The organism is Hymenobacter norwichensis DSM 15439, assembly GCF_000420705.1.
GTDB lineage: Bacteria > Bacteroidota > Bacteroidia > Cytophagales > Hymenobacteraceae > Hymenobacter > Hymenobacter norwichensis.
The window spans coordinates 758,259-772,401 of record NZ_ATVL01000008.1; the positions used below are offsets into that span (position 1 = coordinate 758,259).

Here is a 14,143-nt window from a genome sequence, read left to right on the forward strand (position 1 = left end):
TAATACGGCTTCAACTACCACACGCTATAAAATAAGTGGGCAACCCATTTATAATCCGCGGGGTATCATCAGTCCCTTCAAAGAATATATGATCACCCAGGTCTTTGTTTGCTTGCTGATTGTGCGCTTTCATCAGGAATTCCAAGGCTGTAAACTTTTCTCCGTCATTGGCTTTCAGCTTTGCCAAGATTTCAACCTGATGCATTTCTTCTTCAGGCTCTTCTTCAAAAACCTGTTTGTCTTCATCGATTAGCGTCTCGTTTTCCAGCAAGTCTGAGGGCTCTTTTACCCATGCCATATATTGAACTTGTAATTCTGGAACAGCAACTGCAATGGCGTTAGGCTCCCAATTGCTATCCTTCTGATAGATTGCTAGTTGATACACTACTACATCTTGATTGAATCTTGCTGAGTCAGTGTAGATTTCTTTGGTAAATCGCCAAGCAATACGGTTTAGTGCCACGGTTCTTTTTTTATAGTTAGAAGACTGTTTGAGACGACGCTTCTCTACGTACGAGTGCATCAGGAATAAAGCCAATAGCTGTTTTTCGCTTAGCTACTGACTGTTAGCTATATAATTTGCATTCAAAACGAAAGCGGCGAAAAGTAGCTTTTTCACTACTTCTCGCCGCTACGGTTGATGAACTACGATCTATACGTATTAGCTAAACAGCTCGCCGGTATTGCCGCGCAGGTGCTGAGGCATGAGCTTGCCGAGGTGCTGATAGGCGTGCTCGGTAGCTTCGCGGCCGCGGCTGGTGCGCTTGATGTAGCCTTCCTGAATCAGGAACGGCTCGTACACTTCCTCAATGGTTTCGGCTTCCTCGCCGCAGGCTGTAGCAATAGTACTGAGGCCTACTGGACCACCTTTGAACTTGTCGATGATGGTGGTGAGGATGCGCTTGTCCATGTCGTCGAGGCCGCGGGCGTCTACGTCGAGGGCGTTGAGGGCAAACTGCGCAATGGTTACCGTGATGGTGCCGTCGCCTTTGATTTGGGCGAAGTCGCGGGTACGGCGCAGCAAGTTGTTGGCGATACGTGGCGTACCGCGCGAGCGGCGGGCAATTTCGAAGGCCGCATCCTCATGGATAGGCGTGCCCAAGATTTCCGCCGAACGCTGCACAATGCTGGTCAGCAGTTTGGCATCATAGTACTCCAAACGCGCACTGATACCGAAACGGGCCCGCAACGGCGAAGTGAGCATGCCGGAGCGAGTAGTAGCCCCAATCAGCGTGAACGGCGACAACGAAATCTGTACCGAACGCGCATTCGGACCCGAATCGAGCATGATGTCGATGCGGTAGTCCTCCATGGCCGAGTAGAGGTATTCTTCCACTACGGGGTTGAGGCGGTGAATTTCGTCGATAAACAGCACATCGTGTGGCTCCAAGTTGGTGAGCAGGCCGGCCAGGTCGGAAGGCTTGTCGAGCACTGGGCCGCTGGTCATTTTGATGCCCGCTTCCAACTCGTTGGCAATGATGTGGGAAAGCGTGGTTTTGCCGAGGCCGGGAGGCCCGTGCAACAGTACGTGGTCGAGGGCGTCGCCGCGGCGCTTGGCAGCCGCCACGAATACCTTGAGGTTGTCCACTACCTTATCCTGCCCCGCGAAGTCGTCGAAGGAAAGCGGACGGAGGGCCTTGTCGATGTCCTTTTCGGAGGCGTCCATGTGGTCGGCGCCGCCGGTTAGATAGTTTTCGCGCATAGCAGCCGAAAGAAAAGTTGGATTCAGCAAGGTAACATCTTGCTCCGGCAATTTGTCCCTTTTTTAGCAAAAAACATTCAAGGCCACCTCTTTACTAAATTAGTTAGCAAAGCTAGCGGCATCGGGCCACTGGCTAGCTGCTAAAGCGCGAATTATGGCAGCTATGGCATTGGAATGCAGCCGTAACTTGCGGCTTCAATTGCTTTTGTTGCCGCATGTCTACCCCTTCTGATAACTGGCTGGAAACGCTGCCACCTGATTTCTACGACCAACTGGCGCATTGTCTGTCGCTGCACGGCATGGCGTGTGTGGAGCTACTCAGCCGCCCACAAGACGCGTTGCCGCGCCAGATAATGGCGCTTACGGGCCTCACGACGGCCCGCGTAACCGAGCTAAATACCATTGCCAGCCATGAGCAGCTACTAAACGCACTACAAAAGCAGCCGCTGGATTTCTACAACTTGTTGCTAGTAGGCCGGCTAACGCTGGATACCAGCCTAGCTAAGCCGGTGCTGGAATACGTGCAGCGCCAAATGGGCATCGGCATTGCGCAGATGCAGCAACTGAAAACGTATTGCCAGGAACTAAGCGGCGCGTTTCTGCTGACCCTGGAGCAGCATTTGCCAACGGACTTGGCGCTGGGTCTGCATCGGCTGCGGGTGGAGCAAGTGTTTCATAGCTACGTGGAGGCGCACCCTGCCCCCGCCCCACCGGCCGCCACCGTCCGCTTTTCGGAGGCGCAGTTGCAAATGGTACGCCTGTCGTTGCTGCTGGTGCATTCCCTACCCGAAGCTGGCGACCATGCGTTTCTGCGCGCCGTAGCTGCTTTGTCCAATTTGCAGCCGACCGCCTTGGAGCCGATGATTGGCCGCCTGGGCGAGTTGCAAGCCACCGAAGAATTACCGCTGACTATGCCGGAGTTGGTGCAGTTGTACCAAGCCATGCAGGTGTGCGGCATGGTGTTCGTATCGGAGGTGCTGGAGCGGCTGGGGCTGGAGGCGTTGTTTCCGGCGCGCGAAACGGAAACAGCCGCCACGCCGGCGCCTAGCCATCGGCAGGCCGTGAGCGAAATGGTAAGTGGTTTCACCCGCTGGGTGCAGCACACGTTCCCCGAAGAGCCTGCTCTGCTAGCCGCCCGTCAGCAAGTGCTGGCCCTCGCCGACGCGCTGTAAAGTACGGAGGGGATTATAGGACCATCATGCTGAGCGCAGCCGAACCGTATCTACTGCTTCACCCTCATGATTGAGTTAGTTTGGCGGGAGAGATGCTTCGGCAAGCTCAGCATGACGGTCTTGTATTGCTCACTTATCCGTTCCTCACCGAATCAGGAGCACTTCTATTTCCAGGTGCAGCCAGTCTTCTTCCCAAGCTTTGTGATTGAGTTGGGCTTCCAGGGGAAAGCCGGCGTCGAGGAGGCGGGCAATGGTTTCGTTGCGGCCTTCGGGTAGGTAGCCCAGCCAGAACGGTTTGGCCTCGGCGGTGAGCACACGCACGGCCCAATCGTCGTAGGAGCTGTCGGCTTCGCGCACTAGGGCTAGGCGCTGCCCTACTTTCAATTTCGGTTCGTAATCGGCGAGGCCGGCCCGGTGGGTGGTACCGGCAATCAGGCATTCAAGCAAAACGAGAGGTTCGGAAGCGGGAGCAGCCATGGCAACGGAAACTGGTGAGGCCGTAAAGTAAAGCAGTTGCGCGCAGCTTCGCAGCAGAAGCCCAAAAATCCGTACCTCACGGGCTGGCATTCCCGTATTCTACTGTTCCTCTGCCCTGCGCGGCAGCCGGCCGCAACAACATTTCACCGTTTCTACTCTATGTATAGTAAAGCCGAAGCCACCCAGCTCCGCCAAGCCTTCTGGACCACATTCGGCCAATATATGGCCCCCGTGCCGTCGGCGGAAGGGGTGCCTACAAACTGGATCAACTACAAAACCGGTCTCAAGCACGTGTATTTTCGGCTGCACGCCGACAACCGCCGGGCTGCCATAGCCATTGAGCTTACCCACCCCGACCCGGAAATCCGGGAGTTGTTTTTCGCGCAGTTCGAGCAGATTAAGGCGATGCTACACGAAACCCTAGGCGAAACCTGGCGCTGGGAATTGCACGCCGAAGACACAAACGGCTTGCCCCTGAGCCGCATCTTCACCGAGCTAACGCCCGCCAACCTCTTCAACCGCGACGATTGGCCTACCCTAATTTCGTTCTTCAAGCCCCGCCTCATAGCCCTAGACGAGTTCTGGAGCACCGCACAATACGCCTTCGACGAGTTGCGGTAGTTAGTCCATCCCTAAATCATTCGTGAAGCTGTCGGTCAATTGAATTTCGGGCACATCTATGCCGCCGCAATAACTGGTAATACCTATTGTGGCTCGCTGCACTTCGTATAGGGTGGCTGGTGCAGGCAATAAGTTGGCGTAGTTCTGAGCTAATATCCAATCGGCGAGGTCGGCCACGGTGCAGGCAGACCAATCGGACGGATGCGGGGCTAGATAGTCAGGGCCGAAAAGTCGTTGTAACCAGGTAGTGCGTTTTGGCTGTTTTGGCGGCCCGAGGCTCGGTAAGGCAGGCACCTCAAGTTGCAAGCAAGTAGCAAGAGCTGTGGTTTGGTTGGCGGTGCCAGGCGGCCAGAGGGCAGCTAGCAATGTGTCTTCCGTTGGGTTTTGGTGTACTGCTTGCAAGCAGCCAAGCAGCTTTGCCAGCACCATGTAATACGCTGCCGTGCGAGCGGGGTCAGTGGAAAGGCCTTTGAATTGCGTTACGCAGGCTGCCACTTCCCCAACCGTATTGAGTTTTTCAGCTTCCTGATCTGGGATGGCAAGCTGGAAGTACTCTTCGAAAGCAATAACTAACTCAACAGTATCGAGGCCCATAGTTTACAAAGTAGAAGCTAATGCCAATCATGGCCGCAATGGCGGCACTGCCGGGCAGTGGGGGTTCGGGTAAGCCGCCCATAGATTAAGCAGCTTTTCACCCCCATGCTCGTTGAAAACACGAATGGCTGTATTATACAGAAAAGCATCTGGCCCGTCCGCCAGCCGATTTAAAACGGCTTGGTCTGTTATCAAACGGCGCTGCTGTTGATCTGTCAGCAGCAGCCGTGCTTTTATTGCCTCTCCCTGTACTACAGCTAACTTTTCCTTGTAAAGGATGTGGCGCAACGCCCACTGCTCTGATTCTGAGAGTAAATCCTTATGGTAATCGATAATATAACGGACGGTTTCCTGATCCATATTCTTACGAACAAAAACGGTTAACTGTCTACATGTAGATCAGCAAGGCTTGCTTTGCAGCGGCGGCTTCGCGTACGAACTTCTTCAACTCCTTGAAACTAGTTGCTAACCATTCTACTATTTCCTCCGGCTTTTCCTCTTTGCTCCAGTCCAGCGGATATATTTCCAGCTCGTCCATTGCTGCGCTATCATAGCGCACCTTGAACTCTGGTTCCGACAAACTATCTAGCGCAGAGGCAAAGCGGCTGACTTCGGCACTGGTCAGTCCGCGCGCGGGGCCGTAGCCCAGGTCGTGGTCTTCCTCATTGCCAATGAACTCGCCGCCAGCCAATAGATACGCAAACAGTTCCGACCCTTCCCAGTCTGAGCCCGTCAGCATAAAATGCAGCCCGTGCCAGGCTTTATCCAAGTCCAACTCCTGATTGGCAGGCACCTCTTCATCAACAAAATCCAGTACCAAATCAGGCTCATCGAGTAGTTCCCGCAGCAGCTTGTCGCTCACTTTTCTGAGTGTCATGGTCATGCTCATAGTTGAATTGCTGTAAGAGTGAAACCAATAAAAACGGCCGCTCTGCAAGCAGAGCGGCCGTTTCAAGGTAGGCAAATCAGCGTTTATTTGAACGCCTGGATGCCGGTAATGTCAGCGCCGGTGATGAGCAAGTGGATGTCGTGGGTGCCTTCGTAGGTGATGACCGATTCCAGGTTCATCATGTGGCGCATGATGGGGTACTCGCCGGTGATGCCCATGCCACCGTGAATCTGGCGGGCCTCACGGGCCACATGCAGCGCCATGTCCACGGAGTTGCGTTTGGCCATGCTAATTTGGGCGCTGGTGGCTTTGCCTTCGTTTTTGAGCATGCCGAGGCGCCAAGCCATCAGTTGGGCTTTGGTGATTTCCGTTAGCATTTCGGCCAGCTTCTTCTGCTGCAACTGGAAACCACCGATGGGCTTACCGAACTGCTCCCGCTCCAACGAGTATTTCAGAGCCGACTCGTAGCAGTCAATAGCTGCCCCAATAGCGCCCCAGGCAATACCGAAACGAGCGGAATCGAGGCAGGACAGCGGGCCTTTGAGGCCGTCGATGTTGGGCAGAATGTTTTCCTTGGGAATCTTCACGTCCTCGAACACCAGCTCACCGGTGGTGCTAGCGCGCAGGCTCCACTTGTTGTGAATTTCGGGCGTGCTGAAGCCTTCCATGCCGCGCTCTACTATCACGCCCCGGATGCGGCCGTTGTCATCTTTGGCCCACACTACAGCCACTTGGGCTTCGGGGGAGTTGGAAATCCAGAGCTTAGCCCCGTTCAGCAAATAATAGTCGCCTTTGTCCTCGATTTTGGTGGTCATGCCACCGGGGTTGGAGCCGTGGTCGGGTTCCGTCAGGCCGAAGCAGCCGAGCCATTCGCCGCTGGCCAATTTGGGCAGGTATTTCTTGCGCTGCTCCTCCGAGCCGTAGGCGTAAATCGGGAACATCACCAACGAGCCCTGCACCGAGGCTGTGGAACGCATACCCGAGTCGCCCCGCTCGATTTCCTGCATAATTAGGCCGTAGCTGATGTAGTCGAGGCCGCCGCCGCCATACTCGGTAGGAATAGTGGGGCCGAACGCGCCTACGTCACCAAACTTGCGCACGATTTCCGAGGGAAAGTGCGCATCCTGGGCCCACTTTTCAATGCTCGGGCTGATTTCCTTTTTTACAAAGTCGCGGATGCTTTGGCGAACTAGCAGGTGCTCCTCGGTGAGCAGTCCGTCGATATCATAGTAATCGGTAAAGCCAGCGGCATTGGTGGAACCGTGGGCTTTGGCGGCTTTGGCCTGGGGCGAGAGGACGTCGGCTTGCGAAGACATAAGTGAAATAACTTGGGTGGGAATCAGTTCAAAGATAGTGGTTTCAATACGTGAAACCGGCCGCGCCAACCGATGGTTCGGTAGCGCTACAAGACTAGCAGCCAGCACCACGCCCAGCGGTGAAATTGATAGGTGCGGCAGGGTTGTTCGAGTTTGCGTTTGCTGCGTAGAAGCAGCAGTACTTTCCACCTCCTTGCCACCCCATGAGCCAGTCTACTACACACAAGAAACTCAACGAGCTGGAAGCCACCGCCATCTGCGGCAACGACATTTCGTCGTCGTGTCTGTACGTGTCGGCGCTGGCTATTGCGCACGCTGGCCAATACGCCTGGGTGGCGCTGCTGGTAGTGGGCGCAGTGCTGTTTCTGTTTCGACGCATCTACGGCGAAGTGGTGGGCGCGCTACCGCTCAACGGTGGCGCCTACAACGTACTGCTGAACACCACCAGCAAGCGCAACGCCGCGGTGGCGGCCTGCCTCACTATTCTGTCGTACATGGCTACGGCCGTTATTTCGGCTTCCGAGGCCATGCACTACCTGCACACGCTGTGGGAAGGGCTGCCCATTATCTGGGCCACCATCCTGCTGCTAGGCCTTTTTCTGCTGCTCACCATCTTGGGTATTTCCGAGTCGGCGGTGGTGGCGGTGGGCATTTTCGTGCTGCATCTGGCATCGCTCACGCTGCTGGCTGGCGTTACAGGCTGGTATTTGTTTACGCACGGCCTCGATACGCTGGTAGCCAACTGGCACGTCCCACTGAAGGGCAGCTTGCTCACGGCGCTGTTTCTGGGGTTCAGTGCAGCCATGCTAGGTATCTCGGGGTTTGAAAGCTCCGCGAATTTCGTGGAAGAACAAGCCCGCGGCGTGTTTCAGAAAACCCTGCGCAACATGTGGGTGGTCGTAACGGTGTTCAACCCGCTGCTGGCGTTTCTGGCCATTGCGGCGCTGCCACTGGTGGAAGTGGGAGAGCACACCGAAACGCTTCTCTCTCACCTCGGCAACCGCACCGGTGGCCCGTGGCTGGCCACCCTCATTTCCGTGGATGCCGTGGCCGTACTCAGCGGAGCGGTGCTGACCTCGTTTGTGGGCGTGAGCGGCTTGATGAAGCGCATGGCCCTAGACCGGATTCTACCGCAGTTCTTCCTCAAGGAAAACAAACGGTGCAGCAACTACATCATCCTCATCACCTTCTTCCTGCTGTGTTTGTCGGTGCTAGTTATCACCAACGGCGAGCTAGGGCCGCTGGCGGGCGTGTACACCATTTCGTTTTTATCGGTAATGGCCTTTTTTGCGTTGGGCAACTTCCTGCTCAAGCGCAAACGCCCAAAGCTGCCGCGGCCTGTTTATGCTGGCTTGATGACGGTGGCACTGGCCCTACTAGGGGTACTGGCGGCGCTGTACGGCAATATCCGTATGCGGCCCGATTACCTGATTGTGTTCCTACAATACTTCCTGCCCACCTTGCTGGTGGTGTCGGTTATGCTCAACCGCACCGGCATTCTCAATCTGGTGCTAGCCGCGGCCGAATCGTTTGCCAAACACTCGCCTCGGATTTCGCGGCTCACGCAGCTCAACATTCGGCGGCAGTTACGGGAGCTGCACCGCCAGGAATTTGTATTTTTCACCAAAGGCGACAATGTATCAAACCTTAACAAGGTGATGGCCTACGTGGTGGAAAACGAGTTTACCACCCGCCTCAAAATCGTGACCTTGCTCAAAGAAGGCGAAACCTACCCCGAGGATTTGCTGACCGATATCCGGGTACTCGACCGCGCCTACGAGCAAATTGAAGTGGATTTCGTGACCCTCGATGGCCATTTCGGCCCGGAGCTGATTGATAAACTCTCCAAGGAATGGAACATCCCCAAGAACTTCATGTTCATCGGCTCCCCTGGTGACCGGTTTCCCTATGGCATCTCTGAGTTAGGAGGTGTACGCCTAATTGTCTGAGGAATATTTCAACAAAAGAAACGTCATGCAGAGGCGCAGCCCAAGCATCTCGCGGGCTGATGCCAGATTTAGTAATCCAGTATTAACACGCGAGATGCTTCGGCTCCGCCTCTGCATGACGGCCTGCTACTTGTTCTGTTATTTAGAATTTAACCCCTACCGAAGCCAGGAAATTGCGGGTGGCTTGTGGGAAGTACCAGTTGAAGGTGTCGAGGCCGCCGCTGGCGCCGAGGTAGCTGTAGGTGTAGCCGTTGGCCACGTACTCGCGGTTGAGCACGTTGTTGACCAGCAAGCCCAGCTCGATTTCCTTCACAAACCGCGGCTTGATGCTGTAGCGCACCCGGAAATCGAGCACTTGGTACGGCTTGATGCTGCGGGCTTCGTTCTCGGAGTTGTCGAGGTATTGGCGGCTCACGGTTTTGTAGAGCAGCGCCACGCGCAGGTTTTTCAACGGCTGCCCTTCCAGCGTATGCGCCGACACCGTGCCGGGCGAGTACGAAATGGTGGACGTGCGCGCCTCCCCTACCACGGGCGAGTAGTCGGCGTCGTAGGTTACGTCGCGGTAGTTCAGGATGCGGTTGCGGCTGAGCGTGAGCGTGCTGCTGAGGCTGATTTTGTCGTCGGCCGACACAAAACCGGTCAGCTCCACGCCGCGGCGGTAACTGCTCGCCACGTTGGTGCGCAAGGCGGTTCCTACGTCGTTCAGCTGGCCGGTAGCAACCAGCTGGTTGCGGTAGTTCATGTGGAAATAGTTGGCCTCGAAGCGTAACGACGTGTGCGGACCCAGCAGCTCGGCATCGGGCCGGGTGAAGCGGTAGCCGCCCTCAAAATCGTGGAGGCGTTCGGATTTGGCGCTCTGGTCGCCAGCAGGGCGGTCGGTGAAGTCGGAGCGTACTGGCTCACGCTGGCCCACCGCGAAGCTGGCGTAGAGCTGCTGCCCCTCGGCCAGCGCGAAAGTGGCGCCGGCTTTGGGGTTGAAGAACGTGTACTTGGCACGGGTGGTCACGTCGTTTTGGTCGTCTTCCACGCCATCAATCGTGTACTCGATGTGTCGCACCTGCACGTCGCCGTACACGCCCAACTGAGGCAGCACCTGCCAAGTGGCGCGGGCGTAGGCGTTGTAGTCGGTTTTGCGGGCGTTGTTGAAGTAGTAGCGCTGCCGGATGTTGCTGTTGGAAGCGTACTGCGCCCAGATTACCTCGCCGTAGTGGTCGTTGTCAAACTTATTCCAGGCGCCACCGAGAGTGGCTTGCAGCTTGTCGTTGGCTTTGGGCTGGTAGTTGAGTGCGAAAGTGCCGCCGTAGAAGTAGTTATCAAGCCACTTGCGGTCTACCAGGTTGGTGCGCGAAATGGTTTGGCCACCGATAACTACGTTTTCCAGGCCGTAGGCCGAGAAGCGGCGGTTGGTCCGGTAGCTTTCGTAGTACCCGAAGCCGCGAGTGAGGTGCAGTGCCGCCCCGATGTTCCAGTCAGAGCCCAAACCCTGCGAGAGGTGCAACTGGTAGTGGTTTTGCTGGTAATTATCGGTTTGGTTGTCGTAGGTATAGTAGCTGTAGCGGCGGCCTTCGCGGCGTACCCGCTCGGCATCGGCCTCACTTAGCTCGCCGTTGTCGATGTAGTTCTGGAGCAGCGCCTGGTTGCCGGTAATAGCGGGTTCGGGCACACCGTTCCAGGCCTGGTAGGTTTTCTCGCGGCCCGAGAAGGTGATGAACTTCAGCAGCGTGTTGTTGGTCTGGTAGCCCGCCGCAAAGTAATATGACTTCAAATCCGACGCCGCCCGGTTCATGTACCCGTCGCTCTTGATGCGCGACAAGCGGCCATCCACCGTGAAGTGCCCGTCGAGCAGCCCGGTGCCAAACTGCACCGTGTTTTTCACCGTGCCAAAGGAGCCGACGCTGTTCTGAGTTTCGCCGTAGGCCTCGCGCCGGTTGTCGAGGGTGCTGATGTTGATGCTGGCCCCAAACGCTGCGCCGCCGTTTTGGCTGGTACCTACGCCCCGCTGCACTTGCAGGCTATTCACCGACGAGGCTAAGTCCGGCAGATTCACCAGAAACGAGCCGCGCGATTCGGCGTCGTTCAGAGGCACCCCGTTGATGGTCATATTGATGCCCGTGTTGCTCGTGCCCCGGATACGGATATCGGTGTAGCCCACGCCCGCCCCAGCATCGGAATTCACTACCACTGAAGGAGTTTGATCGAGCAGATACGGCAAATCCTGGCCGAAATTGCGCTTCGCTAAGTCCTGTTTGCTCACGTTCGTGTAAGCCGTGGCGGTCCGGTCGTTGGCGCGCTGAGCGGTAATTAGCGCCTCGCCAGTAAGCACCCCGCCGGAGCGCAGCGTCACGTTCAGGCGCTGCGCGGCAGCTTGGCCTTGCACCTGCTGCACCAGCGGCTCGTAGCCTACAAACGTGACACGCACCTCATGCGCCCCGGCTGGCACCACCGGAATTGAAAAGGCGCCGGCAGCATCAGTGGCGGCGCTGGGTGCGCCATCGAGCAACACCGTAGCGCCGGGCAGGGCCGAACCCGTTTGGGCGTCGGTAATGGTACCCGACACGGGACCTTGCGCCCAGGCCGAGAGAGGTAGCGCCAGCAGCGCCACCCCAGAAACCAGTAAATTTTTCAACAATGCAAGCGGAAAAGTGGAACGGGCCCGCGCCAGGGGTCGGCGCATCGGTTGTATCGTTCGCGGATCGTCTGTTCCCTTCGCCGGCATTACCCGGATCAGGTTCAATGGGTATGATCTCAGCCTTGGCCGTACTGGCGTGGGGCACCCCTAAACTTCTGGCAGCAAAGGTAGGCGCTTTTGCTTGTTGTTTGTGCTAGAAGTAATAATCCGGGATAAATCAGGAAGATTCTTTACTTCATTTAAAGGCCGTGGCATCTCTGGCAACAAAAGCGGCCACTGCTTTACTTTCGATTGATAATCAATTACCTTAGAAAAGCTTTCCACCAGCAAAAAGCCTGGCCCCAACGAAAACATCCGCTGGCTCAGCACCGTTATTTATTTCACGCTCCTCGCTCGTCTGCTCGTATGTCCCCCCAGTTTCCTTCGGCCATGACTCCCCTCGTATACTTGCTTGCCGTCCTCGGTATCACTATTTACTTTCTGCTGATGCCGCGGCGGCGCTTCCCCAATCCGCCCCAGCCCGACAATGACGATGAGGGTGGCGAACCGCTCGACGACGGCCTACCAGATCTGGACTTGCCACCCGGCATCACGCGCCCCATCAACGATTGGGAGCCCGACTACAACCGCCGTCCCCGGCGGCCAGTCCGCCCCACGGCCCCGCACCTCACCTGAGAGCAAATAGGCGCTCAGAGTCAACACAAAAACCGGCCCTCCTGGCGCTGCTTTCTATTGCATCAGACACGATGTTCAACAGGAAGCAACGCCGGGAGGGCCGTTGCGGTTTAGAAGAAAAGGCTAGTTTCCCTCAGATGAGGGGGGCTAGCCTTTATTTTTATCTCACAATTCCCGGCCCATGCGCACGTAGGCTATAGGGCCTTTGAAGAATGCCGGACCTTCGGGCAGCAAGCCGAAGCGGGCGTAAAAGGCGGCGCTGTCTTGACGGGCGTCGCACCAGATGTGGCGGGCCCCCAGCCGACGGGCCTCGGCCAGTACGTAGTGCAGCAGGGCCGTACCAATACCTTGCCGCTGATAGGAGGGGTCGGTGGCGAACTTACGGAAACGGGCATCCTCACCTTCTACGAACAAGGAAATAACTGCCACCAGTCGGTCGTCTTGGAAGGCGCCGTAGTGGTAACCGTTGGGGTCGTCGGGTAGCTGCACATAGTCCAGTGGCTTATCAGGCCAGAGCACTTGATGGCGCAGAGCGTAGGTGTGGCTGGGCGCAATGGCCCAAATGGCGGGGGTGGCCATACTTATTCCAGGGTGATGCTGTAGGAAGTGGCGAATTCCTGGCCGGGCTGCAAAGTCAGCATGCCTTCCTTGTCGGTCAGTTCACTGGAGTCGGATACGGAGCTAGCAATGCCCTGCCACGGCTCGATGCACACAAATTGGGCGCCAGGGCCTTTGGTCCAGAGGCCGAGGTAGGGAAACCCATCGAAGCGCACCCGCACGCCGCGGCCCGAACGGCGGCTACGTAGCGTTACGTGCGTGAAATCGAAATGCTTTAGCACCAACGCATCCTGCTCGAATAGCTCGTAGCGCAGCGGCAGCGTAGTTTCATCCTGTAGCACGGGCTCCGTTTGGCCGCTCAGCAGGCCGCCTTCCAGCAAGTACCGCTCGAACGTAACCGGGTGGTCGAACATAAAATCGTAGTCCTCGAACGTTTCATCGGGCTGCAACGGGCAGCGGAAGGCCGGGTGCGCGCCAATGCCAAACAGCAGCTCGCCGGTGCCCACGTTCATTACTTCCCAGCCAATAGTGAGCATAGGGCCCGCCAGCCGGTAGCTGATTAGCAAGCTAAACTCGAACGGGAACAGGGCGCGGGTGGCGTCGTTGGCACGCAGCTCCAAAACCAGCTCGGCAGGCGTTTGGCGGATTAGCGTGAACTCCTGGTCGCGCGCAAACCCGTGCTGGGTGAGGCGGTACTGCTGGCCCTGGTAGGTGTAGGTGTCATTCGGCAGGCGCCCGACTATCGGGAACAGCACTGGAGCGTGTCGGCCCCATACCGCCGGGTCGGCCTCCCAGATGTATTCCAGATTATCGAGGTCTTTGCGGATAAAGCTGCTCAATTCGGCGCCGTGAGCATTTATGGTGGCGCGGCACTGGTCGTTTTCGAGGGTGTAGGTGGTCATAAAGCGCAATAGGTTGGATGTGCTTTGGGTTAGGCGAAAGGCAGTACGAATCGAACGGCTGTTATATAACGGAGTGCGGCTTCTTCGTTGCCAGCAACGCATCTACCAACTGCCGGGCCTGCCCGAACCGCGCTTCGGCGGTGCCACTGATTACGGCGAAATTCACTTGCAGGTCTTGCAGGGCCTGGTGATACACCTCAAAGAAATGCTGCCGCAGGTGTGGATGCTCCCGCAACGGGTCCGGCTCCCAGGGCAGGTCGATGTTGGGCAGCAGCACTAGGTCGTAGCGTTGCTGCTGGAGGCGCTGCAGAATCCAGGCGGGGCACTGGCCGAAGGCGTGCTCGGCCCACACTTTTATCACCAGCAAGTCGGTATCAGCAAACAATACGGCGTGGCCTTGCGCATGCGCTTCGGCGGCAGCCTGAGCTTCGGCCGCTAGCTGTCCGCGGGCAATGGCCTCCAGATCGGCAAGGGTGTAGTTGGCGCCGTTTTCCTCCAGATACGTGCGGGCATACTCTGGCACCCAGCTGGCGCGGTAGTGTGCCGCCAGCTGCCGGCTAAGCGTGGTTTTGCCCGTCGATTCGGGGCCGGTAATGGCAACGCGGAGCATTGGGTGGATTTGGGATTAAGAAGGTAGGACTAGCTATACTGGTCGGCTT

The 14,143-nt window shown here is 57.0% G+C and carries 15 protein-coding genes and 1 riboswitch; of the genes, 4 read left to right on the top strand and 11 right to left on the bottom strand.

The features are described from left to right. Nucleotides 1-10: 10 nt before the first annotated feature. Nucleotides 11-538 (bottom strand): hypothetical protein, encoded by a 528-nt coding sequence (locus G536_RS0114140; protein ID WP_169515100.1) that lies wholly within the window; start codon nt 536-538, stop codon nt 11-13. A 123-nt stretch (nt 539-661) separates the two neighbouring features. Continuing rightward, a complete protein-coding gene (ruvB, locus tag G536_RS0114145; RefSeq protein WP_026880182.1) occupies nt 662-1,702 on the bottom strand; it encodes a Holliday junction branch migration DNA helicase RuvB in 1,041 nt (346 codons plus the stop codon). Nucleotides 1,703-1,917: 215 nt separating this feature from the next. On the opposite strand from ruvB, the gene G536_RS0114150 reads away from it, so the two are divergent. Further along, the gene (locus G536_RS0114150; RefSeq protein ID WP_022824261.1) at nt 1,918-2,874 is read left to right on the top strand and encodes a hypothetical protein; all 957 of its coding nucleotides are present in this window, start codon (nt 1,918-1,920) and stop codon (nt 2,872-2,874) included. Between the two features lie 144 nt (nt 2,875-3,018). On the opposite strand, the gene G536_RS27930 is transcribed toward G536_RS0114150, so the two are convergent. After that, a complete protein-coding gene (locus G536_RS27930) occupies nt 3,019-3,351 on the bottom strand; it encodes an HIRAN domain-containing protein (protein WP_022824262.1) in 333 nt (110 codons plus the stop codon). Nucleotides 3,352-3,510: 159 nt separating this feature from the next. On the opposite strand from G536_RS27930, the gene G536_RS0114160 reads away from it, so the two are divergent. Beyond that, nucleotides 3,511-3,972: a DUF4268 domain-containing protein gene (locus tag G536_RS0114160; protein ID WP_022824263.1), complete on the top strand. Its 462-nt coding sequence runs from the start codon at nt 3,511-3,513 to the stop codon at nt 3,970-3,972. Here the strand turns inward: G536_RS0114160 and G536_RS33085 are convergent, their stop codons facing one another. From G536_RS33085 to G536_RS0114180, 4 genes are all read right to left on the bottom strand, one after another. Further along, nucleotides 3,973-4,566 carry an acyl carrier protein gene (locus G536_RS33085; RefSeq protein ID WP_051166957.1) on the bottom strand — a complete coding sequence of 198 codons (594 nt, stop codon included), beginning with the start codon at nt 4,564-4,566 and terminating at the stop codon, nt 3,973-3,975. It lies immediately after the preceding gene. A 27-nt stretch (nt 4,567-4,593) separates the two neighbouring features. After that, on the bottom strand, nt 4,594-4,926 hold the full coding sequence (locus tag G536_RS0114170) for a hypothetical protein (protein ID WP_022824264.1): 333 nt from the start codon (nt 4,924-4,926) through the stop codon (nt 4,594-4,596). A gap of 28 nt (nt 4,927-4,954) precedes the next feature. Continuing rightward, a complete protein-coding gene (locus G536_RS27940) occupies nt 4,955-5,443 on the bottom strand; it encodes a YfbM family protein (RefSeq protein WP_169515101.1) in 489 nt (162 codons plus the stop codon). Between the two features lie 95 nt (nt 5,444-5,538). Beyond that, the gene (locus tag G536_RS0114180; protein WP_026880183.1) at nt 5,539-6,771 is read right to left on the bottom strand and encodes an acyl-CoA dehydrogenase family protein; all 1,233 of its coding nucleotides are present in this window, start codon (nt 6,769-6,771) and stop codon (nt 5,539-5,541) included. A gap of 203 nt (nt 6,772-6,974) precedes the next feature. Between G536_RS0114180 and G536_RS0114185 the strand changes: the two genes are divergently transcribed. After that, the gene (locus tag G536_RS0114185; RefSeq protein WP_022824267.1) at nt 6,975-8,720 is read left to right on the top strand and encodes an APC family permease; all 1,746 of its coding nucleotides are present in this window, start codon (nt 6,975-6,977) and stop codon (nt 8,718-8,720) included. Nucleotides 8,721-8,862: 142 nt separating this feature from the next. Here the strand turns inward: G536_RS0114185 and G536_RS0114190 are convergent, their stop codons facing one another. After that, nucleotides 8,863-11,394: a TonB-dependent receptor gene (locus G536_RS0114190; RefSeq protein ID WP_022824268.1), complete on the bottom strand. Its 2,532-nt coding sequence runs from the start codon at nt 11,392-11,394 to the stop codon at nt 8,863-8,865. 10 nt (nt 11,395-11,404) lie between these two features. Then, a riboswitch (TPP riboswitch) is annotated at nt 11,405-11,508 on the bottom strand. Nucleotides 11,509-11,778: 270 nt separating this feature from the next. On the opposite strand from G536_RS0114190, the gene G536_RS27945 reads away from it, so the two are divergent. After that, entirely contained in the window at nt 11,779-12,024 is a 246-nt protein-coding gene (locus G536_RS27945) for a hypothetical protein (RefSeq protein WP_051166977.1), read from the top strand. Between the two features lie 165 nt (nt 12,025-12,189). Here the strand turns inward: G536_RS27945 and G536_RS0114200 are convergent, their stop codons facing one another. The 3 genes from G536_RS0114200 to G536_RS0114210 all read right to left on the bottom strand — a co-directional run bounded on the left by G536_RS0114200 (nt 12,190) and on the right by G536_RS0114210 (nt 14,094). Further along, nucleotides 12,190-12,603: a GNAT family N-acetyltransferase gene (locus G536_RS0114200; protein WP_022824270.1), complete on the bottom strand. Its 414-nt coding sequence runs from the start codon at nt 12,601-12,603 to the stop codon at nt 12,190-12,192. A 2-nt stretch (nt 12,604-12,605) separates the two neighbouring features. Further along, the gene (locus G536_RS0114205) at nt 12,606-13,484 is read right to left on the bottom strand and encodes an aldose 1-epimerase family protein (protein ID WP_022824271.1); all 879 of its coding nucleotides are present in this window, start codon (nt 13,482-13,484) and stop codon (nt 12,606-12,608) included. 61 nt (nt 13,485-13,545) lie between these two features. Next, nucleotides 13,546-14,094 carry an AAA family ATPase gene (locus tag G536_RS0114210; RefSeq protein WP_022824272.1) on the bottom strand — a complete coding sequence of 183 codons (549 nt, stop codon included), beginning with the start codon at nt 14,092-14,094 and terminating at the stop codon, nt 13,546-13,548. Nucleotides 14,095-14,143 lie beyond the last annotated feature (49 nt).